23 protein-coding genes are annotated in these 23,754 nt (G+C 36.0%); 14 read left to right on the top strand and 9 right to left on the bottom strand.

From position 1 onward, the window contains the following. Positions 1-122: 122 nt before the first annotated feature. Both IM793_RS23200 and IM793_RS23195 read right to left on the bottom strand, forming a co-directional pair. Positions 123-1,376: a Na+/H+ antiporter gene (locus tag IM793_RS23200; protein WP_193425648.1), complete on the bottom strand. Its 1,254-nt coding sequence runs from the start codon at positions 1,374-1,376 to the stop codon at positions 123-125. A gap of 251 nt (positions 1,377-1,627) precedes the next feature. Beyond that, positions 1,628-1,942: an RNA-binding protein gene (locus IM793_RS23195; RefSeq protein WP_227256362.1), complete on the bottom strand. Its 315-nt coding sequence runs from the start codon at positions 1,940-1,942 to the stop codon at positions 1,628-1,630. A 324-nt stretch (positions 1,943-2,266) separates the two neighbouring features. Here IM793_RS23195 and IM793_RS23190 point away from each other — a divergent pair, with 324 nt between their 5' ends. The 6 genes from IM793_RS23190 to IM793_RS23170 all read left to right on the top strand — a co-directional run bounded on the left by IM793_RS23190 (position 2,267) and on the right by IM793_RS23170 (position 9,329). After that, positions 2,267-4,147: a sialate O-acetylesterase gene (locus IM793_RS23190; RefSeq protein WP_193425645.1), complete on the top strand. Its 1,881-nt coding sequence runs from the start codon at positions 2,267-2,269 to the stop codon at positions 4,145-4,147. 629 nt (positions 4,148-4,776) lie between these two features. Further along, on the top strand, positions 4,777-7,284 hold the full coding sequence (locus IM793_RS23185; RefSeq protein WP_193425643.1) for a beta-L-arabinofuranosidase domain-containing protein: 2,508 nt from the start codon (positions 4,777-4,779) through the stop codon (positions 7,282-7,284). Positions 7,285-7,356: 72 nt separating this feature from the next. Then, positions 7,357-8,220 carry an OmpA family protein gene (locus tag IM793_RS23180; protein WP_193425641.1) on the top strand — a complete coding sequence of 288 codons (864 nt, stop codon included), beginning with the start codon at positions 7,357-7,359 and terminating at the stop codon, positions 8,218-8,220. 296 nt (positions 8,221-8,516) lie between these two features. Continuing rightward, positions 8,517-8,648 (top strand): hypothetical protein, encoded by a 132-nt coding sequence (locus IM793_RS25045; RefSeq protein ID WP_255512139.1) that lies wholly within the window; start codon positions 8,517-8,519, stop codon positions 8,646-8,648. Continuing rightward, the gene (locus tag IM793_RS23175; protein WP_121283141.1) at positions 8,638-8,958 is read left to right on the top strand and encodes a hypothetical protein; all 321 of its coding nucleotides are present in this window, start codon (positions 8,638-8,640) and stop codon (positions 8,956-8,958) included. Before IM793_RS25045 ends, IM793_RS23175 begins: the two co-directional genes overlap by 11 nt. A gap of 155 nt (positions 8,959-9,113) precedes the next feature. Further along, positions 9,114-9,329: a hypothetical protein gene (locus IM793_RS23170; RefSeq protein ID WP_121283142.1), complete on the top strand. Its 216-nt coding sequence runs from the start codon at positions 9,114-9,116 to the stop codon at positions 9,327-9,329. Between the two features lie 23 nt (positions 9,330-9,352). Here the strand turns inward: IM793_RS23170 and IM793_RS23165 are convergent, their stop codons facing one another. After that, on the bottom strand, positions 9,353-11,215 hold the full coding sequence (locus IM793_RS23165) for an ATP-binding protein (protein ID WP_193425639.1): 1,863 nt from the start codon (positions 11,213-11,215) through the stop codon (positions 9,353-9,355). A 638-nt stretch (positions 11,216-11,853) separates the two neighbouring features. Between IM793_RS23165 and IM793_RS23160 the strand changes: the two genes are divergently transcribed. The 4 genes from IM793_RS23160 to IM793_RS23145 all read left to right on the top strand — a co-directional run bounded on the left by IM793_RS23160 (position 11,854) and on the right by IM793_RS23145 (position 16,420). After that, positions 11,854-12,423, top strand: coding sequence for a UbiX family flavin prenyltransferase (locus IM793_RS23160; protein WP_193425637.1), 570 nt, complete (start codon positions 11,854-11,856; stop codon positions 12,421-12,423). Between the two features lie 148 nt (positions 12,424-12,571). Continuing rightward, positions 12,572-13,894 carry a tRNA (N(6)-L-threonylcarbamoyladenosine(37)-C(2))-methylthiotransferase MtaB gene (gene mtaB, locus IM793_RS23155; RefSeq protein WP_132396258.1) on the top strand — a complete coding sequence of 441 codons (1,323 nt, stop codon included), beginning with the start codon at positions 12,572-12,574 and terminating at the stop codon, positions 13,892-13,894. A 524-nt stretch (positions 13,895-14,418) separates the two neighbouring features. Next, positions 14,419-15,570: a prolipoprotein diacylglyceryl transferase gene (locus IM793_RS23150; protein ID WP_193425635.1), complete on the top strand. Its 1,152-nt coding sequence runs from the start codon at positions 14,419-14,421 to the stop codon at positions 15,568-15,570. 61 nt (positions 15,571-15,631) lie between these two features. Further along, positions 15,632-16,420 (top strand): inositol monophosphatase family protein, encoded by a 789-nt coding sequence (locus tag IM793_RS23145; RefSeq protein ID WP_193425633.1) that lies wholly within the window; start codon positions 15,632-15,634, stop codon positions 16,418-16,420. Between the two features lie 215 nt (positions 16,421-16,635). On the opposite strand, the gene IM793_RS23140 is transcribed toward IM793_RS23145, so the two are convergent. The 6 genes from IM793_RS23140 to IM793_RS23115 all read right to left on the bottom strand — a co-directional run bounded on the left by IM793_RS23140 (position 16,636) and on the right by IM793_RS23115 (position 20,010). Next, positions 16,636-17,187, bottom strand: a complete 552-nt coding sequence (locus IM793_RS23140; RefSeq protein ID WP_057934267.1) for a NifU family protein — start codon at positions 17,185-17,187, stop codon at positions 16,636-16,638. Positions 17,188-17,274: 87 nt separating this feature from the next. Beyond that, positions 17,275-18,621: an adenylosuccinate lyase gene (gene purB, locus IM793_RS23135; RefSeq protein ID WP_193425631.1), complete on the bottom strand. Its 1,347-nt coding sequence runs from the start codon at positions 18,619-18,621 to the stop codon at positions 17,275-17,277. Positions 18,622-18,737: 116 nt separating this feature from the next. Next, positions 18,738-18,935 (bottom strand): hypothetical protein, encoded by a 198-nt coding sequence (locus tag IM793_RS23130; RefSeq protein ID WP_193425629.1) that lies wholly within the window; start codon positions 18,933-18,935, stop codon positions 18,738-18,740. Between the two features lie 139 nt (positions 18,936-19,074). Beyond that, a complete protein-coding gene (locus IM793_RS23125; RefSeq protein WP_132396248.1) occupies positions 19,075-19,296 on the bottom strand; it encodes a hypothetical protein in 222 nt (73 codons plus the stop codon). 131 nt (positions 19,297-19,427) lie between these two features. Then, positions 19,428-19,646, bottom strand: coding sequence for a hypothetical protein (locus tag IM793_RS23120; protein WP_116251789.1), 219 nt, complete (start codon positions 19,644-19,646; stop codon positions 19,428-19,430). Positions 19,647-19,791: 145 nt separating this feature from the next. After that, positions 19,792-20,010: a hypothetical protein gene (locus IM793_RS23115; RefSeq protein WP_116251788.1), complete on the bottom strand. Its 219-nt coding sequence runs from the start codon at positions 20,008-20,010 to the stop codon at positions 19,792-19,794. Positions 20,011-20,212: 202 nt separating this feature from the next. On the opposite strand from IM793_RS23115, the gene IM793_RS23110 reads away from it, so the two are divergent. From IM793_RS23110 to IM793_RS23095, 4 genes are all read left to right on the top strand, one after another. After that, on the top strand, positions 20,213-20,779 hold the full coding sequence (locus tag IM793_RS23110; protein ID WP_193425627.1) for a sigma-70 family RNA polymerase sigma factor: 567 nt from the start codon (positions 20,213-20,215) through the stop codon (positions 20,777-20,779). Between the two features lie 6 nt (positions 20,780-20,785). Continuing rightward, complete coding sequence (locus tag IM793_RS23105; RefSeq protein ID WP_193425625.1) at positions 20,786-21,880, top strand: S1C family serine protease; 1,095 nt, start codon at positions 20,786-20,788, stop codon at positions 21,878-21,880. 163 nt (positions 21,881-22,043) lie between these two features. Further along, entirely contained in the window at positions 22,044-22,679 is a 636-nt protein-coding gene (locus IM793_RS23100) for a peroxiredoxin (RefSeq protein ID WP_193425623.1), read from the top strand. Positions 22,680-22,881: 202 nt separating this feature from the next. After that, on the top strand, positions 22,882-23,079 hold the full coding sequence (locus IM793_RS23095; protein ID WP_029276380.1) for a cold-shock protein: 198 nt from the start codon (positions 22,882-22,884) through the stop codon (positions 23,077-23,079). Positions 23,080-23,754 lie beyond the last annotated feature (675 nt).

The following is a 23,754-nucleotide window of genomic DNA, read 5'->3' as shown; positions in this document are numbered from 1 at the left end:
TACCTAATGATTAAAGAAATAAGTCCGAAAGTCAGGGATCGGGATGTCCGAAATTTAAGGTAAAAACGACTCTGTTTTCTCTGTGATTTCTTCTTTGTGAACTCGGTGGTTAAAAAACAAAATTATCCTTCATCCTCAGTGGCCAATTTCTTCACCAGCCATGGTAAAGTAAGACCCTGCCCGATAAGGGTGAAAAGTACCACCATTACCGAAATAAATATAACGGCATTTCGCTGTGGAAACGCACTTCCGTCCGATAAAGTAGCTGGTAACCCAATTGCAATGGCCAGCGAAACAATGCCTCTCATTCCCGACCAGCTGATAATTAAACTGTTCTTGAAATCCAGCAATGCTTCCTCTGTAATGCGGTGTTTTCTTTTCTGAAAAGCTTTTTGAAGATTAAATTTTTGTAAGAAAACACGCGCCATTCTAAGTAATAAAGCGACAACGGTAATCACTAGCGAATAACCTATGTAAGGTAGGATATCAGCGCTGCTAATATTTTTATATACATAAGGAAACTGTAAACCAATTAATATAAAAATTAGCCCATTCAATAAAAAAATAATAATGTCCCAGATGTTTTTCGATTGATTTTTAAGCTGCTCTGGAAATACCTGCTTGCTAAACCTGGAGATCCCCAATCCTAAAACAACAACTGCAATAACGCCCGAAACATGTATTTGTTCAGCAATTAAATAGGTAACAAAGGGCATTAATAACATAAAGCTAATGGTTGCCAGGCGATTGTTATGAATCCGCTTCATAATAAACGCTAAAATTTTCGACATCACCATGCCAATTAAGAATCCACCAGCCATCAATAAGACAAATTCAAGGGATGCTTTCCAAAATACAAAGGCTGTTCCTGTTACTGCGGCTACTGCAAAACGATACGCTACCAGCGCAGAAGCATCATTAACTAAACTCTCACCCTCCAGAATGGTGTTGGTTTTATGAGATAAACCCAGTCCCTTGGTAATACTCATGGCGGCAACCGCATCGGTGGCTGAAAGAATTGCGCCTAATACGAAAGATACCGGCCAACTCATCCCCGGAATCATATAATGGGCAACAACAGCAATGCCGATAGCGGTGATAAAAACCAGCGTAATAGCTAGAGTAAATATGGTTTTGATATTGGTTTTAAATCCATTAAATGAGATATTAAAAGCGGCATCATAAAGCAATGGCGGTAGAAATATCAAAAAAATAATTTCGGGATTAATATCAATTGGCGGTAAGGAAGGTATAAAACCTACTGCAATTCCAGCTATAATCAGTAAAATAGGATAGGGGATTTTAATTCGGTCTGCAATAGCAGAAAGCCCAATCATTACAGCTAGAATAAATATTACAACGGCATAATTTTCCATACGTCTAAATTCGTTTTTTAATCAACACGTAATGCAAATTATACGTTTACCATCGGATTACGAAGTTTATGTAAAATTAGCTAGGTGGCAGAGGTCTTTCGCATAATGAGTTGAGGGTATCGTCATCCGGTAGCTATTGGATACGAAGCTGATCTTACATTGGATAAATCAAGCTTTATAGCAGGAAGAAAAAAAAGCAAGAAAGATTAACGTTTATTCTTGAGCCTTTCAGTAAAGGCCAATTTGATGCACTAGCGTTGTAACCTGGGCCTTTTACTTTTAAAAGCTGGGTTGGGTTTTGGTTTTACTGCTTTAGCGCCACCTTCCTCTTCAGATATTTTAACTGTAATGACATTACCTTTAAATGTCTCGCCATTTAAAGTTGATACGATGTTTTTGGCGTCGGGAAGACTATAAATTTCCAGAAAAGCGTAACCTTTACATTTACCCGTTGCCCTGTCGCGAACAATTTTAATTGTTTCTACCCTACCATGAAGGCTAACCAATATTGCCAAATCCATCTCTTGGATATTGTCAGGAAGGCCGCCTATGAAAATCTTAATCATTAATTCTTTTATTTGAGAGAACATTTGAGCTATAAATATTAAAATCCAGCGCTGTTCCTTAAGACCTGCAAAATAAGTAAAATGATGTTCTTACCCAAAATAATTTGTAGGAATTTTGTCTCATTAACCATAAATTTTGTTTGTAGCAGACCTGTATATTGATGTTGATCGGTAGAAAACGTACATTAGCTTTCTAATCATCCAAAAATAGGTTAAAATATGAGCGCGCGCAGGTTAAGATCTATACTTCTCATTACACTATTACTTTGCATATCTCCCTTTATACAAGCTAAAATTTTATTGCCCTCAGTTTTTAGCAATAACATGGTTTTACAGCAGAAAACAAATGCTTCAATCTGGGGCAAAGCATATGCAGATAAAGCAGTCAAAGTAACGGTTTCATGGAATAAAATTAATTATGGAGCTATTGCCGATGCCAATGGTAATTGGAAAATTAAAGTGGCAACGCCAGGCTACGGTGGGCCGTACACCATCACCATATCAGATGGAGAGTTGCTGGTACTCAGTAACGTATTAATAGGTGATGTGTGGATCTGTTCCGGGCAGTCGAACATGGAAATGCCGTTGGCAGGCTGGGGAAAAATCCTCAATAATGAAAAGGAAATTGCCGAAGCTAAATATCCCAATATCCGTTTATTGCAGACGGAGCATGTCACCAGTAATTTTCCACTTAATGATGCTAAAGTGGCCAATGGCGGTTGGCAGGAATGCAGTCCAAAATATATTGCAGAGTTTTCTTCTACCGCATATTTCTTCGCCCGAGAAGTATATGAAAAAACTAAAATCCCAATTGGTCTGATTCATACTTCCTGGGGTGGTACAATTGCCGAAGCCTGGACGAGTGCCGAATCGTTAAAAAAGATGGCAGATTTTTCTGCTGCAGTTGATAAGATTCAGAAATCTGCTAAAAATCCATCTCCAATTTCTTATGATGAAAAGCTGAAAAATTGGGTTAAAATCACCACAGATAAAGATTCAGGTAATCAAGACGGGCAGATGAAATGGGCTTTAGAAGACAGTGGCAATTGGAAAAATATGACTTTGCCGACCTTATGGGAGGATGCAGTACTTAAAGACTTCGATGGTGTGGTTTGGTTTACAAAACAGGTTACCATTCCAGAAAACTGGAAAACGAACCGCGTAAAGCTTAATTTGGGAACTATTGATGATAACGATATTACTTTTATAAATGGTGTAAAAGTGGGCGAAACAGCAGGATATAATGTTGGAAGAACATATACAATACCTGCTAATTTGCTCAAAGTAGGTGATAATACGATCACTGTCAGGGTTTTTGATAGTGGAGGAGGGGGCGGCTTATACGGTGACGCTAAAGATTTAAATTTAACAAATGGTGCTGCCGGGAAAATTTCATTGACTGGTGAATGGAAATATAAAATAGGTTTGGATTTTAAAAATATTGAGCCCAAGCCCTACGAAGAAAACGGTGCTAACCGCCCAACAGTTTTATACAATGCTATGATTCATCCTTACCGTCAATTCTCCATCAAAGGGGCTATTTGGTATCAGGGTGAAGCTAATGCCGACAGAGCTTATCAATACCGCGAGTTATTTCCAACAATGATCAAAGATTGGCGTCAGAAATGGGGGCAGGGCGATTTTCCATTTTATTTTGTTCAGTTGGCCAATTTTATGCAAGTTGATAATTTGCCGGCACAATCTGCCTGGGCAGAACTTAGGGAGGCACAGCAAAAAACACTCGCTTTGCCAAATACGGGCATGGCCACAATTATTGATATTGGTGATGCAAAAGATATCCACCCTAAAAATAAACAAGAGGTAGGTAGAAGACTGGCATTAATTGCCCTTGCCAAAACATATGGCCAAAAAATAAACTATTCCGGCCCAGTTTATCAATCAAATAAAATTGAAGGAAAACAGATTGTTTTAACCTTTAGCAATACAGAAAATGGATTAAAAGCCGCAGATGGCGCAGCACTTACAGGTTTTGCCATCGCCGGAGCAGATAAGAAATTTCACTGGGCCAAAGCAAATATCAAGGGTAAGCAGATTATCGTAAGTAGCGATCAGGTAACAAACCCTGTTGCCGTTCGTTATGCATGGGGAAATAATCCTGTTTGTAACCTCGTTAGTAACGATGGCTTACCAGCGTCGCCATTTAGAACAGATACCTGGCCAGGCATTACCTTTGCAAAGAAATAAACAGTTGTAAAGCATTTTCATTTAAAAAAAGGTTGAAATTTTTCTTAAAGCATGTTTAATGCTTTTCGGTCAGAGCAGTCCTTCTTTCTGTTAATATCTTTTTATGAAGTGAGTGCTCAATGTCATTAAGTTAGGGGGAAAAATCGCAAAAAGATCTCATCCTGAGGGATGATTTATTATTAAAAATCAATATGAATGACAGATTTTTAGCGGATTTTAGACTGCGAGGAATCGTCATTCCCAACTTGATTGGGAACCACGGAGTGCTCATGAATGCCTCTGAATAAAAGGAAAACTGATGAATAATCGTAATGCAAGCGCTTTAAGATTCCCGCCTGCGCGAGAATGACGGCCGTACTGATAAATTCTGTCAATGGTAGTATAATCTAAGGGCATTTATTTGCGATTTACCAATCTCAAGAAGTCTCCGACTACGCTCAGATTGACGATCGTGGTGCTGAACTTATAATATCAAGGTAAGTTTCAGGCTGTTGCCTATGCTACAAAAGTCTAACTACTACATAATTTATTTAACAGTTATACTATTCGAATATACGCTTACTAAATCGTTTTAATATTTGATGTATATTTATTAGTTTTATAAAACATTTCTAACCAATATGTCTTTTATGAAAAGAATATATATCTTAATCCATTTTCTTGTTTCTATATCGATTTCTGCATTATATGCCCAAAATTTAACTGAATTTAATAAAGCGCCGTTAAAACAACAGGTTTATGTGCAATTACCAATAGGCAGTATTAAAGCAAAGGGATGGTTGTTAAAACAGTTGGAACAACAAAGAGATGGTGCAACAGGAATGGCTGAAGAGTTGTATCCTGAAAAAGATAATCTTGGAAAAAATTCCGATTGGCTGGGAGGCGATGGAAATGGATGGGAACGAGTACCCTATTATGTTAAGGGGGTAGTTGCATTGGCTTATACTTTAGATGATCCTATGCTAAAAGCGAAAGCGCAGAAGTATATCGATTGGACCTTAAACAATCAACAAGCCAATGGATTATTTGGTCCACCGAAAATGAAAGATTGGTGGCCGCGAATGCCAATGATGTATGCTTTACAAAGCTATTATGAAGCTACAAATGATAAAAGGGTTATTCCATTTCTCTCCAAATATTTTAAATATGAACTTGCGAATCTCGATGCGGATCCGTTAAAAGAATGGGGCAAAGCAAGGGCAGGTGATAACATGGAAATTGCCATTTGGCTTTACAATAAAACCGGTGATCAGGATTTATTAAAACTTGTAGAAAAGTTAAAACAACAGGCATATCCCTGGATTGATATTTATAGTAATAACGAATTTTACTTTTTCGGTGACGATTTTCAGCCAAAACACATGGTTAATGTGGCTCAGGCGTTAAAATTTCCTATAGTTTATGCGCAACTTCAAGATCTTCCATCAAATCTTGAATCATTCTCTAAAGGTATCACACATATTATGCACGATCACGGTCAGCCCGAAGGGTTAGGTTCCGGAACTGAATTCCTTGCAGGTACAAGCAGTACAGAAGGCGTAGAAACCTGTACAGTGGTAGAATGGATGCAGAGTTTAGAAACTGCGGCAAAGGTTATTCACGATGCAAAAATTGGCGATCAGTTGGAAAAAGTGGCTTTTAATGCTTTGCCTGCACAGTTTAGCCGGGATTTTAAAAACCACTCCTATTACACACTACCCAATCAGGTACAGAGTATTCATGGCGAGCATGGTTTTAATCAAGATTATATTACAGGTATTGTTTCCAGTCCATATTCAGGTTATGGCTGCTGCCGATATAATATGCACATGGGCTGGCCTTATTTTGTAAAAAGTAGCGTGGTATCTACTCCAGAGAAAGGTTTAGCGGTAATTACCTATGGCCCTATGGAAATAGAAACCGTAGTAGCAGAAAATAAAAAAATAAAAATTACCGAAGAAACCAATTACCCCTTCGAAGAACAAATCAGGTTAAAAGTAGAACTTGCCGCCAGTATATCATTTCCATTAATTTTAAGAATCCCAGCCTGGAGTGTAAAACCAGGCATCAGGTTAAATGGAGCTGCATTAAAAGGCGTAAAAGCTGGAGAAATGTTTACCATAGCCAGAGAATGGAAAAATCAAGATCAATTAGAATTGAATTTTCCAATGGAAATCACTACCAGGGCACAGGTAAACAATTCTGTAAGTGTAGAACACGGACCTATTGTTTATGCATTAGAGATTAAGGCGGTAAACAAGGTAACCAAAACACATCCTGTTGCTGGCTTTGCAGATTACGAAATCCATCCGGAATCAGCATGGAATTATGGTTTGATGATGGATGAAAATGGTTTAAGTAAGGCTAGTGTATTAAAATCAGAAATGCCAAATAACCCTTTTATTGCGGCAAATACACCGGTTAAAATAAAGGTTCGGGCAAAAAAGATTCCGTCATGGGGTTTAGGCTACAATAAAATGTCTGCTTTTGATGTGCCTTTTAGTCCAATCGCATCAGCTGAAAAACAGGAAGAAGTTATCCTGGTACCTTACGGATCTGAAAATATCCGCCTAAGCTGTTTCCCTGTAATCGGTGAGCCAAAAAAAATAAATAAAACTTTGGTCGAAAACTTTGATCGAGGAATGGCTAGCAATTGGGTTTTTTATGGCGGGGGCTGGTTTTGGAAAGATGGACAGATAAACGCTGCATCAAATGCAGGCTCTGGTGGCTATGGCATACATGGATTTAAATATGTGGCCAATGGCACAGACTTTAAAGATTTTGTTTATCAGGCAGATGTTAAAATCAATACCACTGGTGATGCTGGTTTAATGTTCAGGGTTTCTAATCCTGCTATTGGTGCCGATGCTTACCAAGGCTATTATGTTGGCTTAGATCAACTTAATGGAACTGTAATATTTGGAAAAGCCAACGGACAAAAATGGACGGTAATACGTTCAGGAAAATATTCTGTTGAAATGAACAAAATGTACACCTTAAAAATAGTAGCGAAGGCAGATAAATTTGATGTCTTTATAAACGGATCAGTTCAGCCTGTGCTTTCGGCAACAGATAATCAATACCAATCGGGGAGTATAGGATTAAGAACATATAACGCTTTGGCAAGCTTCGATTCGGTAAAAATTAACACCTTTTAACATCAGCTACGGGCGATGTAAAACTTACGGCAAGGAATTTGCTAATGCAGTGGTAACAAATAAAGTAATATTATGAAATTATACAAATCAATTCCCATAATGCTCTTTACCCTTGCACTTGCTGCAGGTTGTGTAAGCAATAAAAAGTATGCAGAACTTCAGGACACCTATGCCAAGTTAAGAGATAGGAATCAGGAACTCAGTAATAAATACCAGGATAGCCAGCGTGAACTTAGCGGAAGTACCAGTAGGGTTAAAAGTTTAGAAGAGCAGATCGCATCAGAAAAAGCCAATGTAACGGCACTGCAAGATGCTTTAAACAAATGTTTAAATTCGAGTAACCAGGGAAATGTTAACATTTCAAAATTGGTTGATGAGATTAACAGTTCAAACAAATACATCAAACAATTAGTGAATGCTAAAAACAAAAGTGATTCACTTAATATGGTGTTAACTAATAACTTAACAAGGTCATTAAGTCGTGAAGAGTTGGGTGATGTTGATGTTCAGGTGCTTAAAGGTGTAGTTTACATTTCTTTAGCTGATAACATGTTATATAAATCTGGTAGCTATGAAGTTTCTGATAAAGCTGGCGAAACTTTAAGCAAAATTGCCAAAATTATTAAAGATTACGATACCTATGATGTACTGATAGAAGGTAACACCGATAATGTGCCAATTGTTCAAACAAACATCCGTAACAACTGGGATTTAAGTGCCTTACGTGCTTCATCAGTAGTGCAGGTATTACAAACCAAGTATGCTGTCGACCCTAAGCGTTTAACCGCTGGTGGACGTGGAGAGTTTAATCCAATTGCTGATAATAATACTCCAGGTGGAAAAGCAAAAAACAGGCGTACACAGATTATCATAACACCTAAACTAGATCAGTTTATGGATCTGATCGGAAAAGCGCCTGAGCAATCTCAAAAATAAAAGGTTATTATGATTAAGCATAAGAAGGGTTGGAGTTAATTTTCCAACCCTTTTTATTTGCAATGCTTTTCTTTTGATATTTAAATGAAATATATCCTGATAACCAGACTTCTATGACTGTTCTAATCATTAATAAAGGTATATTTGCTTATATCAGTAATACTATCACTTCTTTCTCTCGCTGATGTACCATTATAGTATTCGCTAATCTTATTTAGGTGAGTATTCCTTACTCCAGCCACCGAATTGTTTAAGCAATGATGATTGGTCTTAGCTAACAGTAAACATTTATTTTTATGAGTAGAGACAAAAAGAAAGAGGCCAGTCTAAATAAAAAGGCACCCTCAGATTATCAATCGGGAAAAGGTAAAACAGCAAAAACAGAAATTGATCCTTTCGCCAAAAAACCGGGTAAAAATGGCAAATAACGATCAAAAAGCTCAGGCCAAAGTTTTTTTGTATGAATTGAACAATACCAGGCACGAATATGGTTTTTCGGCAGACGAAGAGTGGACATTGGATTTAGCTACAGATAGTCAGCGAAAGGTTCTCGAGCATAAATATTACCCCATGTTATCTTTAACTGTTGTACCAGAAAACATTATCGGGATGCTTGATCTTTTGGAAGATAAACTTGGAAATGCAGTTGGCCATATTAAAGATAGCCTCAGCCGTAAAAAGATTTCAAAAGAATCAACACACCTTTTGGCTTATTGTATAGCGAGATTAAAACATTAAAACACGGAATTGCCTATTTGCTTGCATTAATTCGTTTTAGTAATAAATATTGTATCAATCCCTACACTTAATTTTTCAAAAAAAATCTTTTATGTATCTTTTATGATACGTAAATTGACTATAATTGTTCATTATTTATAAAAATAAATTCTGCAATGGGAGTGAATAGGAAGGGAGACGTTATCCAGATTGACTTTGAAAATGGTCATGGGATCATTATTGATGAAAATGGCCAGGATATCCATTTTCAATTAGATGACGTGTCTGATCGAATTAATATAAACTCGAAAATAGTTTTTGAAATTGAATTACACGAGCGTGGCTTGGTGGCGGTTAACGTTAAATTAGCAATGGAAGAGATAAAAGTTTAATTCCACACCGACTGAATAGATATTCAGGGCATCAAATGGTCATTTGGGATGGGCAAGCTGAAATAAAATGTAGAACCTTGCCCCAACTTGCTTTCTGCCCAGATTTTCCCCCCATGCCTTTGAATTACTTCGGAACAAATGTACAGGCCAACTCCAAATCCTGCAATTGTTTTAGTATCAGAACTTTCTACCCGGTAAAAGCGGTCAAAAAGTTTGGGTATATTATCTTCCTTAATGCCTATACCCTCGTCTTCTACACTAATAACCAGATAACCCTTTTGTATATCGCATTTTATTGCAATTAAAGATTCTTTTTTCGAGTATTTCGCTGCGTTGCCAATCAGGTTATTAACTACATTGCCAATTTTGTCCATATCAGCATGTAGCATCATTTCTTCAGGACCAATTACCTGGATAAAATGGCTAGGTAAAACCATTCTATTTTCTTCAGCAATAGTTTTAATCAAATCAACCAGATTAAAATTTGTTTTATTCAATAAAATTTTACCCGATTCTAATAAGGAGACATTTAAGAAACCATCAATCATTAATGACATTCTCTTTAACTGGACATTTATCTTATCCAGTATCTGAGTAGGGAACTCGTTATCTGTTTCTTTGAATTTAAATTGTAAAAGCTGTACATAAGCGCTTAATGATGTTAAAGGAGTTTTAAGCTCATGACTTACCATACCGATGAAATCATTTTTTCTAATTTCATCCTGTTTGTGTTCCGTAATATCAAGAACTGCTCCGGCAATATAAACGGCTTTTCCCTCTTCGTTATAATAGGCTTTTCCTGCAGTTCTTAACCATTTACGTTTTGCACTTATACCATTCAAATTAATCTGGTATTCGATATTAAAAGCATTTCGGTGGTGTAATGCACGTTTAATACCACTAGTAAGATGCCTGCTGTCTTCGGGGCTGATCAACGATTTGGCTTCCTCAATACCCAATCTGTTGTTCTCCAGTTCATAAATATGTTGTGCCCTTTCTGACAGCAGGATCTGTTTGTTTTCTAAGTCGATATTCCACGAGCCCATTTCTGATGCATCCATGGCTATTTTTAAAATATCTTTAGCCTTAAGTAGTTCTTTTTTAAAGTTTACCTGCTCTGTAATATCTTTGATGATCACTAAAATTCTGGTTACTTCGTTTTTATCATTTTTTAAAGGTTCATACAAAGCGATGAAATAACCGTCTGAAACTGCTGTGGAGAGTTTTAATTCGTTGAGTGTTAATGGCTGTTCGTTTTTGAAAATGTCTTTTACACGTTTTACAAGTGCCTGCTGTTTTTCAAATTCCGACCGTGCCTCTTCTAAAGGTAATCCGATAACTTCTTTTCTGGATTTACCCCAAATTTTTAATATGTTATCATTTGCATACTCCGTAATCAGTTCCGGACCTTTTAATACACACATGCCTAAAGGTGCCTGCTCAAAAAATCCCCTAAAACGTGCTTCACTTTCCGAAAGTTCAAATAAAATATGCTCAAGGTCATTTTCATCCATTGGAATTTCCCTTAATGAACAAACAAGGTATTCAACCGGACGGTCATTTTGTAATACTGGCGAAAATTCCAATTCCCACTTCACGTTTGGCGAGTTGGAATAGATGGGATGAATAATTAGCGTACTTTTTGCCTTAAGCTCACTAACTTTTTCAACTGTTTTAATTAGAATATTCTTTTCAGCATCAGATAAGAGGTTTGGGATAATGTCGATATTATATAATTTTGATTTTCCACCCACGCGCTCAATTAAAGCCAGGTAAGCATCGTTATGTTCTACCACCACCAATATCGGCTTTACTTTAAAAATGATTATAGGACTTGTAGAATGTTTTAATAGTGCTTTTAGGAATGGAGAAGCTAAATCTATCATATTTTTGAGTGACACTTTCCCAAATATAATCCTTAAACAGTTAATCGCCAACCGATTTTTAAGGAATAGCTAACATTTATCAGACAAATTAGTATAAATGATAAGTATGATAATTTTATTGTAAGCTGTTACATTTCATTATTTAATTTGGAACCCTTAAACTGTGATCAATAAAACATTTCAGATGTATGGGTTTGTTCTTATCTGTTCTAAAAATCTGCATATGATTTTTAGGAGTGTAAATAAAATGATGTTATACAAATATCAAAAAATTGTAAAGTTAAGGTCGTAAAGTGATAGGCGAAACTTAAATTAGATCATTATAAGATAATTAAGACTCATTTATAAGACAGTATTAAGCGTTATTCTGTTAAAAAGTGAGTCTTTTTAAGCATTAAAAAAGTTTTTGTCTATTTTTTTAAAAAATTATTATTCTGATAATCAGTTGTTTGTGTTTTATTTTTGAGTTTAACATTTGATTTAAGTGATTTAGCATTTCTCCATTACATTTTTTTAAAAAATTATATATATTTGTTCTTACCCTTTCGAGGGTATGTTTTTCATAGGTAGATGTAGGGTCAGAACATTGTTCTGGCCCTTTTTTGTTTGAATAGATTTATAAAAACTATTTTTGTGTTATGATGAAAAAGAAAGTGATTATTGCTGTTACAGGTGCCAGCGGTTCAGTTTATGCAAAGGTTTTATTTGATCAGTTATTAAAATTAAAAGATCAGATTGAGGCTGTTGGTGTAGTGATGAGCGATAATGCGAAAGAAGTTTGGCAATTCGAACTGGGAAACCAGGATTATAATCATTTTAAAGACTTCACTTTCTATAATAAAAACGATTTTAATGCGCCTTTTGCTTCAGGTTCGGCAAAATACGATACGATGATCATCGTTCCATGCTCAATGGGAACATTAGGACGTATTGCACAAGGAATATCAAATGATCTGATTTCAAGGGCTGCAGATGTGGTACTAAAGGAACGGAGAAAACTGATTGCTGTAGTACGCGACACACCTTTTAGCTTAATCCACATCAACAATATGAAAACAGTTACCGAAGCCGGTGGCATTATTTGTCCGGCTAATCCATCTTTTTATAGTCTGCCTAAAAGCATTGAAGAAGTAGCCGGAACGGTTGTGAGCAGGGTATTGGATTTAGCAGGTTTCGAACAGGAAAGTTACCGTTGGCAGGAGAAATAAGTTTCACTTAGCAGTTTTCACCCGATCGTTTATAATTAGCTGGAAATCGAAAAACTACAAACACCATTGTTAATTAACTGTAATTTACCTTTAATCTCCAATCTCATATCATAATACTCAAATCTATTTTGTTATCTTTGCAGCCTCAATGAAAAAGGTCGCATTTTATACATTAGGTTGTAAACTCAATTTCTCCGAAACCTCAACCATCGGTCGTTTATTTACCGATGCTGGTTATGCCGTAGTAGAATTTCAGGATCAGGCCGATGTTTATGTGATCAATACCTGCTCTGTTACGGAGCATGCTGATAAAAAGTGCCGAAAAGTTGTTAAAGAAGCTTTAAAGTATTCACCAAATGCCTTTGTAACCATTGTAGGTTGTTATGCACAGCTAAAACCACAGGAAATTGCCGAAATAGAAGGAGTTGATATGGTTCTGGGTGCTGCAGAAAAATTCAGGATAGTAGAATATATTACCGATTTAACCAAACAGCCTAAAACCCTTATTCATCAGCAAAATATAGAGAAAGTAAACCATAATTTTATTGCCTCTTATTCTATTGGCGATAGAACACGTACTTTTTTGAAAGTACAGGATGGTTGCGATTACCCTTGTACATACTGCACCATTCCTTTAGCACGCGGTGCAAGTCGTAGCGATACCATTGAAAATGTGGTGAACCGTGCAAAAATGATTGCAGATAGCGGTGTTAAAGAAATTGTATTAACCGGTGTAAACCTTGGTGATTTCGGAATCAGGAATGGTCAGCGTGAAGATAAATTTTTTGACCTTGTTAAGGCTTTAGATGAGGTAGAAGGAATTGAAAGAATCCGTATTTCATCTATTGAACCAAACCTATTGAGCAATGAGATCATTCAGTTTGTCTCCACTTCTAAAAGGTTTGTTCCGCATTTTCATATTCCGCTGCAATCCGGTTCTGATAAAATTTTAGGTTTAATGCGCCGTCGTTACCGTAGCGATTTGTATGTTGAGCGTGTTGCCAAAATTAAGGAGGTAATGCCGCATTGTTGTATTGGAGTTGATGTAATTGTTGGTTTCCCTGGTGAAACAAAAGAAGATTTTTTAGATACCTATCAGTTTTTAAACCAACTTGATATTTCTTATTTACATGTATTTACTTACTCTGAGCGCGAATTAACAGCTGCAGCCGAAATGAAAGGTGTTGTGGCAGGAAGTGAACGTAATGAGCGCAGTAAAATGCTTCATATTTTATCTGATAAAAAGCGCAGGGCTTTCTACGAATCACAAATTGGTGCTGAAGCAGAAGTGCTTTTTGAAGCAGATCAGAAATCGGGTTATATGCATGGTTTTACTAAAAACTATGTGAAAGTACGTGCCAAATACGATCCGGTTATGGTAAATGAATTAAAAGCGGTTAAGCTTTTAGAAATTACTGCTGATGGAGAAGTAGAAGTGGCAGAACTGGAAACTGTTCACGCACATCATTAATTTAGTTCTGAGTCTTACGTTAAGTCCTAAGTAATTACTCAGAAGTCTTCAGTCAAATATCCTTTACTGTCATTCTGAACGCAGTGAAGAATCTTTTATTTATGAAATGCAGAACTCCGAAAACACTTAGTCAAAATCCACCATTAATACAAAAGAACCTTACCTTTTCAATGCAGATTCTTCACTGCGTTCAGGATGACAAATAAGCGGAGAAAGACAATCTCTTTTAGAATCTGTTTTTTGCACTTAATAATCCCCAAGAACTACTGCAATAAGTTAATTAAACCTGATCGGAGCGAGCACGAACCCGATGTTTTTTCAATCGGGTGAGTAAAGCGGAGAGCAGGACCGCAATAACCGATGAAATACCAAACCTCTCTTTTCAAAATAAAAAAGATTGATTTTTACCTGTTTCTTCAAACCTTAGATCTTGCTCTTTAGTCTTTCCGCTTTAGTCTTTAAGCTTTGGTCTTTAATCTTTCAGCTTTGCTCTTTCTTTCCTATCTTCGCAACAAATTATTTGTATGTTTCCTACCGTTTCACATTTCTTAGAATACTTATTCGGCATTAATTTACCGCTTCCATTTAATACATTTGGTGTTTTTGTCGCGCTTGCCTTTGTTGCCGGTTATTGGGCATTTACAAAAGAGCTTAAACGTAAAGAAGCATTAGGCATACTCCATCCAATAAAAAAAACAGTAGTGATCGGCAAACCAGCTACTACATCCGAATTGATCATGAACGGCCTTTTTGGATTTGTTATTGGGTATAAACTGGTTTATGCGTTGTTAAACTATAAACTTTTTGTAAATGATGCACAGTCGATTTTAATGTCGGCCAAAGGAAATATAATTGGTGGTTTGTTTTTTGCAGGTTTGTTTGCTTACTGGGATTATACCGAAAAGAATAAGCACAAACTAGATAAGCCAAAAGAAACTCAGGTAACCATTCACCCTTACCAAACTATGAGTAATCTGATTGTTTGGGCAGCTATCTGGGGATTTTTAGGCGCAAAATTCTTTGATAATTTAGAATATTGGGATGATTTTGTTCAACATCCGATAGAGCGCTTATTATCTTTTAGTGGCTTAACTTTTTATGGTGGCTTAATTTGCGGCGGTGCAGCTGTATTAATTATCGCCAAGAGAAACGGTATTAAGCCTTTACACATGCTTGATGTAGGCGGACCGGGGATGATGCTGGCTTATGCTGTAGGTCGTATCGGTTGTCACTTAGCTGGCGATGGCGACTGGGGGATTGTTAATTCAAACCCTAAGCCATTTTCATGGCTTCCAGATTGGTTGTGGTCTTATAAATATCCGAACAATGTTGTGGGAGAAGGCATTCCAATTCCTGGTTGTACCGGAAAATTTTGTAATGAACTCGCACAAGGTGTATATCCAACACCGATCTACGAAGTAATTATCTGTTTAATTCTTTTTGCCTTTTTATGGCGCATCAGAGATAAAATTAAAGCACCAGGTTTAATGTTTGGTATTTATATGATCTTAAACGGTGTTGAGCGTTTCTGTATCGAATTAATCCGGGTAAATTCAAAATACCATGTTTTTGGTTTGTCTTTTACACAGGCAGAAATGATTTCAACTTTTCTTGTAGTAGGTGGAATTATACTAAGTGCTTATGCTTTAAGAAACAAGAACCAATTGGCGCAGTAAACAACAACATTATAAATTCATTTAAAATCCAACAACAACCTTATTCTGTTGTTAAACAGTTATGAATTACGAATTAATATGCAATAAAGTGATCTCGATTGTAAAGCTTACCGGAAATTTTATCCGTAAAGAGGCCATGCAGTTTGATGTTCAGAAAATAGAATACAAAGGGTTAAATGATATGGTTTCTTATGTTGATAAAACAGCAGAGCAGAAATTGGTTCAAAATCTTGAAAAATTAATTCCCGATGCAGGTTTTATAACCGAAGAGAAAACCATTAACCGGACAGGTAAAACCTACACCTGGATCATCGATCCTTTAGATGGCACAACAAACTTTATCCATGGCATTCCGGCTTATGGCATTAGCGTAGCGCTTTATGAAGATGGTTTACCTGTAATTGGTGTCGTTTACGAATTAAATAGGGGAGAGATGTTCTATTCGTATAAAGGCGGACTTGCTTTTATGAATAAGAAAGAAATCAAGGTTTCTGTAAACCCTGATCTGGGTTCGAGCTTGTTGGCTACAGGTTTCCCATATTATCAGTTTGATAAACAAGAGAAATACTTGAAATTATTAGCCGAAATGATGCAGAAAAGCCATGGGGTACGTAGAATTGGTGCAGCGGCAATAGATTTAGTATATACAGCCTGTGGACGTTTTGATGCTTTTTTTGAATACAACCTGCAGCAATGGGATTTTGCAGCCGGGTGCTTTATTGTTCAGCAGGCAGGAGGAGAGGTGTTCGATTTCTCTGGAGGCAATGATTACTTTGAAAAGAGAGAGATATTGGCTACTAATGGTAAACTTACTGCTGAAATGTTAACTGCGATTAAACAGCATTTTTAACGATCGTGACGTCACCTGACCTGTAGTGAAGCGGAAAAGCTACGAAGTAAACCGAGCCTTAAGCGAGCTCACCGAAGGTAATTTATTTCGGGGCCTAACCTAGCAGGAAAGATGCTGAAACAAGTTCAGCATGACGACAAAGAAGAACGCATAAAAAAAGGTCGCGATTCTCATCGCGACCTTTTCACTATATATACTATGAAAAATGCACAATTTTAAAGCGCTTCAGAAACTACTTCTGTAACTTCAGGTACCATTCTCTGTAATAAGTTTTGGATGCCTGATTTAAGTGTAATGGTAGAAGACGGACAACCACTGCAAGAGCCACGTAATTCTACAGTTACCACGCCTTCATCAAAAGATTTGTAGGTAATCGCACCACCATCCTGTTCAACGGCCGGGCGTACATAATCGTGTAAAATCTGCTGAATTTTAATTTCAGTTTCTGTACCCTCAAAAGCAGGTGCTTCTTCGGTAGTTGCTTCTTTAATTTTTAATTCCGATTCTACAGCACCTTTAACAAATTCTTTTAGAATAGCTTCGATATCAGCCCATTCTGCATCATCTGTTTTGGTAATGGTAACAAAATTACTGGCGAAAAAAACGCCGGAAACGAAGTTGAACTTAAATAACTCTTTAGCAAAAGGCGAATGCTCTGCACTCTCTTTAGTCGCAAAATCCTCACTGCCATTTATTAACAGTTTGTTTACCATGAATTTCATGGTCGCTGGATTTGGAGTCTGTTCTGTATATACGTTAATCGTCATGTCTTAATCAATTTGAATAAACAAAATTAACAATTACTCAGCAATAAAGCCTTTATTGGCTGTCTGCTTAACGTCAATTTAATTTTACTAAAAAACGCCGGTGTAATTAAAAGGTGTAATGGTTCTCAACTGCACTTTTACAGATTCAGAAACCGCTAAACCTTCAATAAATTCGGCAATACTTGCTGCATTGATTTTTGAATTGGTTCTGGTTAATTCTTTTAAGGCTTCGTAAGGGTTAGGGTAGTTCTCTCTCCTTAAAACCGTTTGAATAGCCTCGGCAACAACTGCCCAGTTTTCATCTAAATCTGCATGTAAAGCAGCTTCATTTAGTAAAATCTTATTTAATCCACGTAAAGTAGAATTAATGGCAATTAAAGTATGTCCAAAAGGAACACCGACATTTCTCAAAACGGTAGAATCTGTTAAATCTCTCTGTAAACGCGAAATCGGTAATTTAGCAGCAAAGAACTCAAAAAGTGCATTTGCAATTCCCGCATTTCCTTCTGCATTTTCAAAATCGATAGGGTTAACTTTATGTGGCATTGCCGATGAACCAATCTCTCCGGCTTTGATCCTTTGTTTAAAATAGTTTTTGGAAATATAAGTCCAGATATCTCTATCCAAATCGATAATGATGTTATTGATGCGTTTTAAAGCATCGCACTGGGCTGCAAACTGATCGTAGTGCTCAATCTGCGTAGTATGTTGCGCACGGGTTAAGCCTAATGTTTCATTTACAAATTGATTCGAGAAATCAACCCAGTTTACTTCTGGGTACGCAATGTGATGGGCGTTGAAGTTTCCGGTTGCACCACCAAATTTTGCACTATTAGGAATGTTTTTCAAGCTTTCTACCTGAATAGCCAAACGCTCAGCGAAAACCAAAAACTCTTTCCCTAATTTGGTAGGAGAAGCCGGTTGTCCGTGGGTATGTGCCAACATCGGAATATCTTTCCATTCTGTTGCCAAGGCATTTATTTTTTCGATTAAAGAACCAATCGCCGGGTAGTAACTTTCGTTCAGCGCCAGTTTAATAGAATAAGGGATGGCAGTATTGTTGATGTCCTGAGAGGTTAAGCCAAAATGAATAAACTCTTTATAGTTTTGGAGAGATAAAGCATCAAATTTACTTTTGATAAAATATTCAACCGCTTTAACATCGTGATTGGTTACTTTTTCAGTTTCTTTAATTTCTAAAGCATCTGCTTCTGAGAAATTTTCGTGGATTTTGCGTAGTTCAACATAAAGATTTCGATCAAAATTTTCTAAGCCAGACAAGTTGATTTCGCAGAGCGAGATAAAATATTCGATTTCTACAAAAACCCGGTATCTAATTAGCGCTTCTTCAGAAAAATAAGCAGCTAAACTTTCGGTAGTTTTTCTATAACGGCCGTCAACAGGTGAAATAGCTTGTAGTGATGTTAAATTCATTATGTGGATTATATTTTTGCCGCAAATTTACGACAATTGATGGATTTTAAGGTCTAGCTGCCTAAAATAAAAAAAGCCCTAGGTATACTAAGGCTTTTTCAAATGGTTTGATAAAACTATTTTTTAGTTGTATCAGCTTTTAGAGTGTCTTTAACGGTTGTGTCTTTTACAGTAGTATCTTTAACTGTAGTATCAACAACAGTAGAATCAACCTTAGATGAATCTGTTCCGCCATCTTTCTTTTCTGATTTACAAGCGATAACAGATAAAGAAAGGGCTAAAGCTAAAAAGCCAAATTTAAATGCATTTTTCATTGTTTTTTAATTTGTTTGGTTTTTAAAATTAATTAATTACTAATTTATACAAAAAAAGCTATAAAAGTAACCCGGTTTGATTAAATAAAAAAGGTCACGATTCAGAATCGTGACCTTTTTCGTGGAATTTTATAAAAAATTAGTGTTTTACTTCAGTTTTTTCTGTAGTAGCTTTAACTGTAGTGTCTTTTACGGTAGAATCTTTAACTACTGTATCAACTTTAGTTGTATCAGTAACAATTGTAGAAGAATCTGTCACTGTTGTATCAGCGCCATCAGCTTTTTTAGTTGAATCGCCACAAGCAGCAACTGTTAAAGATAAGGCCAGGGCTAAAAAGCCTAATTTGAATGCATTTTTCATCTTGGTATATGTTTTAGGGTTAATATATACCATTAATACCCCAAAAGTAAAAAGGTAACCCGTTTTTGGGTTAAAATGAAAAAGCCTTTGAAAAAATGAATTTCCAAAGGCTTTTTTATAAAAAAGTTAAACTAGTGTTTAACTTCAGTTTTTTCTGTAGTAGTTTTTACAGTAGTATCTTTTACTGTAGAATCTTTTACTGTAGTATCTTTTTTAGTAGTGTCAGTAATTACAGTTGAAGAATCAGTAGCTGTAGTATCAGCACCTTCTGCTTTTTTCTCTGAGTTACAAGCAACAACTGATAAAGATAAAGCTAAAGCTAAGAAGCCTAATTTGAATGCATTTTTCATTTTGAATATTTTTTAAGTAATTAATTAATTTACCTGTTAATACCCGTTATTGAAAAAGGTAACCCAAAAAAATAAAAAAAATAGAAAAAAAATAAAAAAGGCTTCTGATTTATAACCAGAAGCCTTTTTTTATAGTAAAGTTAGACTAGTGTTTAACTTCAGTTGTAGTAGTAGTAGCTTTTACAGTTGTATCTTTTACTGTAGAATCTTTAACTGTAGTATCTTTTGCAGTAGTATCAGTAACGATAGTAGAAGAATCAGTTAAAGTAGTATCAGCACCTTCAGCTTTTTTTTCTGATTTACAAGCTACAACTGATAAAGATAAAGCTAAAGCTAAAAAGCCTAATTTGAATGCATTTTTCATTTTTGATTTTTTTTAGTAATTAATTTCTTATTAATGCCGCAAAGGTAAAAAGGTAACCCGATAATTTTCAGAAAAGGTAAAATATTTTTTTCTGGCGATTTGGGTTACCGTTTGCTTTTAGTTTGTATTAAGCAATTATAGTAGCAATAAATATTTTTTTGTCTAATATTGGGTTACTATTTATAGAAAAATGTATTAACTAGTGAATAACAGTTTAAAGAGTTCATTTCCAACAGATAGAGAGGTTATTTTAGGTATTCTAAATAACTCAGAAGATACACTTAACAAGTTATACAAAGCGTATTATGCGATGGTTTTGCAGTTTATCCTAAACAATAACGGTGATGAAGATGATGCAAAAGATGTTTATCAGGAAGGCATAATAATTTTATATAACAAAATTAAGGCTGGTAATTTTGAGCTCAGCAGCAAGCTGAAAACTTATATTTATTCGGTCTGCAGGCGTATCTGGCTAAAAAAACTTAGTCTGAACAGTAAAAAAGCCGGTAATATTACCGATTATGAAGATGTATTTGCTGTTGAAGAAGATGTAGAAAACCATGAAGAGAAAGATGCTTCTTTTGCAAAAATGCAATCGGCACTTGATCACCTGGGCGAACCTTGTAAAACCATTATTCAGGATTTTTATATCCACAATTTATCCATGCAGGATATCTGCGAAAAGTTCGGTTATACCAATACCGATAATGCAAAAACGCAGAAATATAAATGCCTGCAAAGGTTAAAGAAAATATTTTTTCAACCATAATTTGAAATGAGAAACGATTTGGAGTTAGATGCAATTATTGAAGATTATCTTTTAGGTAAACTTAATGCACAGGAAATGGAAGCTTTTGAACAGTTACGTCTTAATGATGCCACAGTAGATCATAAGGTAGTTTCGCATAAGTTCTTTTTAGCATCTATGGATACATTTGCAGAACAGCTGCGCTTAAAAGAACAATTAAATCATATTCATTCAGAAATTGATGTGGAAGGTCTGGCTTCTACACTTAGGCCTCATCCTTCACGTGTAGTTCAATTGTGGCGGAAACATAAATCTGCCATTGCAGTGGCCGCATCTTTTGTTGTACTTTCTCTGGTTTCTATCTACTCTATTCAGCATAGCACTCAACAGGCAGAACGCTACAGACAATTAAGTAATCGGGTAAATAATGCCATTAAAACACAAAATAGCTTAATCAGAAATATTAAGCATAACAATGCAACTTCTGATAAGCCAAGTACTCAGAATAGTTTTGGTGGTACTGGTTTTGCCATTTCTACCAATGGTTACATTTTAACTAACCTGCATATCATTAATGGCGCTGATTCTTTATATGTTCAAAACAGTAAAGGAGAATCATTTAAAGTAAAATCGATTTATACAGATCCTCAAAACGATATCGCAATTCTTAAAATAAACGATAAACACTTCAGTAACTTATCTTCTATTCCTTATACCATTAAAAGAAATACCAGTAACATTGGCGAAATTGTTTACACTTTAGGTTATCCAAAAGACGATGCTGTACTTGGAGAGGGTTATGTGAGCTCTAAAAATGGTTTTATTGGAGATACCACTCAGTATCAGGTAGCCATTTCGGTTAATCCGGGTAATAGCGGCGGTCCGGTTTTAGACAACAACGGAAATTTGGTTGGTATTATCAGTGGCAAGCCAGATCAGACTGAAGGTGCAGCCTTTGCCATTAAATCAAAATATATCTTAGAGGCTATGAGGGCTATTCCCCAAGATTCATTGGGTACAAATAAACTTTCTGCCAACAAAAAGAGCTTACTGTCTGGTTTAAAACGTACCAAACAGATCGAAAAAATACAAGATTATGTATTTATGATTAAAGCATATTAAAAATAATACCCCAAACAAATTAATATTCTTAAACCCTGTAGATTAAATTCTTCAGGGTTTTTTATTGGAATTGTAATTTGGAGGTCTGAAATTAATATTAAATCTATGTATTTACTATAGTATTGTTTAGATTTGTTAAAGTCAAAATTAAATTAATAATATCATGAGTATAAGATTAGGCGATACCGCACCGAATTTCAAAGCCGATACCTCTATTGGCGAAATAGATTTTTACGATTATTTAGGCGATAGCTGGGGCGTGCTTTTTTCTCATCCAGCTGATTATACGCCAGTTTGTACTACTGAACTGGGCAGAACTGCTGCATTGAAAGGCGAGTTTGAGAAAAGAAATGTTAAAGTTCTGGCATTGAGTGTTGATTCTGCGGAGTCGCATAAAGGATGGATCAACGATATCAACGAAACTCAAAATACTTCTGTCGAATTTCCAATTATTGCCGATCCGGATAAAACTGTTGCGAACCTGTACGATATGATTCACCCGAATGCTTCAGAAACATTAACGGTTAGGTCGTTGTTCGTCATCAGTCCTGATAAAAAGGTGAAATTAATCATTACTTATCCGGCATCTACCGGAAGAAATTTCAATGAAGTATTGCGCGTAATTGATTCTTTGCAGCTTACTGCAAATTATAGCGTAGCTACACCAGCTGATTGGAAGGATGGGGAAGATGTGATTGTGGTTAACAGCATCAAAACTGAAGATATTCCGGCTAAATTTCCAAAAGGACATCAGGTAATCAAGCCATATTTACGTACTACACCTCAGCCAAATAAATAATCGATTTTTATAGTAACGCAACATTTTTGTTGAACGGAGCAAAATAGCTTGTGTTGAATTCGTAAATTATTATATTTGGTAGTTTTGTTTCAATATTAACGCTTAAAATGGTTGGTTTATTTATATTAATGCACAATTGTTTAGATGAAATGCTGATCAAGGCTTAAAAGGTTTATTTATTTATACAATTTTTTATTTTTTTATGGCAACCGGAAAAGTTAAGTGGTTTAACACACAAAAAGGCTTTGGATTTATTGTACAAGAAGACAATAAAGACTTATTTGTACATTTTAAAGATGTTTTAGGTGGAATCGAAAGCTTGAAAGAAAACGATACAGTAGAATTTGAAGTGGCTGAAGGCAGAAAAGGTTTACAGGCAGTAAACGTTAAGAAAGTTTAAGCAATAATATAACGATTATTTCTTCATCCTTATAAAAAGTCTTTTGAGAGAAGGGCTTTTTTTATTTTGTATTGACATGTTTGTCATTCTGAACGCAGTGAAGAATCCCTGACCTATGAATACTGCCTTCTGGACTGTAACTTTGCACAAAGGTCGATTAGCATTTATGTTGGTTGCTCCCTACTTGCGGATTCCTTATTCTGTTTGGGATCACAGTTTACTAATATCATGCAATGGGTTCTGACCTATTTTTTGAAAAGCAGTAGTTGTAATGCTTCTGTTTTGATAGTCCCGCCATTTGCTTAATCCCGATTTAAATCCTCTATGGGATAAAATATAATACTCCAATCGGGATGACGCTGTCTGTCGGGTTTATTTTACAAACAATAGCTGTACTATTTAAGCCAGCTAAACCCGATCTTAGCGAGATGCCGATATTTTTCATCGGCAGAAGCGGGAGCGTGGCTGTGGGATCCCAAAAGCTTCTGAACCTGCTTTTCCAAAAAAAAGTAGTTGGTTTTTGATTTAATTTTTTAGTTAAAGATTCTTCACTGCGTTCAGAATGACAGACTTCAATAGAATGGTCGTCATCTCGACCGGAGCAACGCAAAGTGGAGAGATCTATTTAGACAGATTTTGCTTCGCAGACCCTTCGGGTTCTTGGCAGCGTTGCAC

The sequence above is a fragment of the Pedobacter sp. MR2016-19 genome, assembly GCF_014947265.1.
Classification (GTDB): domain Bacteria; phylum Bacteroidota; class Bacteroidia; order Sphingobacteriales; family Sphingobacteriaceae; genus Pedobacter.
The sequence above is the reverse complement of the archived record's forward strand: the minus strand, read 5'-3'. Positions and strand labels throughout refer to the sequence as shown.

What these genes read in the sequence shown, in the direction of transcription:
- IM793_RS23200 (WP_193425648.1), bottom strand. Translation starts at nt 1,376, where the DNA reads ATGGAAAATTATGCCGTTGTAATATTTATTCTAGCTGTAATGATTGGG.
- IM793_RS23195 (WP_227256362.1), bottom strand. Translation starts at nt 1,942, where the DNA reads ATGATTAAGATTTTCATAGGCGGCCTTCCTGACAATATCCAAGAGATG.
- IM793_RS23190 (WP_193425645.1), top strand. Translation starts at nt 2,267, where the DNA reads ATGGTTTTACAGCAGAAAACAAATGCTTCAATCTGGGGCAAAGCATAT.
- IM793_RS23185 (WP_193425643.1), top strand. Translation starts at nt 4,777, where the DNA reads ATGAAAAGAATATATATCTTAATCCATTTTCTTGTTTCTATATCGATT.
- IM793_RS23180 (WP_193425641.1), top strand. Translation starts at nt 7,357, where the DNA reads ATGAAATTATACAAATCAATTCCCATAATGCTCTTTACCCTTGCACTT.
- IM793_RS25045 (WP_255512139.1), top strand. Translation starts at nt 8,517, where the DNA reads ATGAGTAGAGACAAAAAGAAAGAGGCCAGTCTAAATAAAAAGGCACCC.
- IM793_RS23175 (WP_121283141.1), top strand. Translation starts at nt 8,638, where the DNA reads ATGGCAAATAACGATCAAAAAGCTCAGGCCAAAGTTTTTTTGTATGAA.
- IM793_RS23170 (WP_121283142.1), top strand. Translation starts at nt 9,114, where the DNA reads ATGGGAGTGAATAGGAAGGGAGACGTTATCCAGATTGACTTTGAAAAT.
- IM793_RS23165 (WP_193425639.1), bottom strand. Translation starts at nt 11,215, where the DNA reads ATGATAGATTTAGCTTCTCCATTCCTAAAAGCACTATTAAAACATTCT.
- IM793_RS23160 (WP_193425637.1), top strand. Translation starts at nt 11,854, where the DNA reads ATGATGAAAAAGAAAGTGATTATTGCTGTTACAGGTGCCAGCGGTTCA.
- mtaB (WP_132396258.1), top strand. Translation starts at nt 12,572, where the DNA reads ATGAAAAAGGTCGCATTTTATACATTAGGTTGTAAACTCAATTTCTCC.
- IM793_RS23150 (WP_193425635.1), top strand. Translation starts at nt 14,419, where the DNA reads ATGTTTCCTACCGTTTCACATTTCTTAGAATACTTATTCGGCATTAAT.
- IM793_RS23145 (WP_193425633.1), top strand. Translation starts at nt 15,632, where the DNA reads ATGAATTACGAATTAATATGCAATAAAGTGATCTCGATTGTAAAGCTT.
- IM793_RS23140 (WP_057934267.1), bottom strand. Translation starts at nt 17,187, where the DNA reads ATGACGATTAACGTATATACAGAACAGACTCCAAATCCAGCGACCATG.
- purB (WP_193425631.1), bottom strand. Translation starts at nt 18,621, where the DNA reads ATGAATTTAACATCACTACAAGCTATTTCACCTGTTGACGGCCGTTAT.
- IM793_RS23130 (WP_193425629.1), bottom strand. Translation starts at nt 18,935, where the DNA reads ATGAAAAATGCATTTAAATTTGGCTTTTTAGCTTTAGCCCTTTCTTTA.
- IM793_RS23125 (WP_132396248.1), bottom strand. Translation starts at nt 19,296, where the DNA reads ATGAAAAATGCATTCAAATTAGGCTTTTTAGCCCTGGCCTTATCTTTA.
- IM793_RS23120 (WP_116251789.1), bottom strand. Translation starts at nt 19,646, where the DNA reads ATGAAAAATGCATTCAAATTAGGCTTCTTAGCTTTAGCTTTATCTTTA.
- IM793_RS23115 (WP_116251788.1), bottom strand. Translation starts at nt 20,010, where the DNA reads ATGAAAAATGCATTCAAATTAGGCTTTTTAGCTTTAGCTTTATCTTTA.
- IM793_RS23105 (WP_193425625.1), top strand. Translation starts at nt 20,786, where the DNA reads ATGAGAAACGATTTGGAGTTAGATGCAATTATTGAAGATTATCTTTTA.
- IM793_RS23100 (WP_193425623.1), top strand. Translation starts at nt 22,044, where the DNA reads ATGAGTATAAGATTAGGCGATACCGCACCGAATTTCAAAGCCGATACC.
- IM793_RS23095 (WP_029276380.1), top strand. Translation starts at nt 22,882, where the DNA reads ATGGCAACCGGAAAAGTTAAGTGGTTTAACACACAAAAAGGCTTTGGA.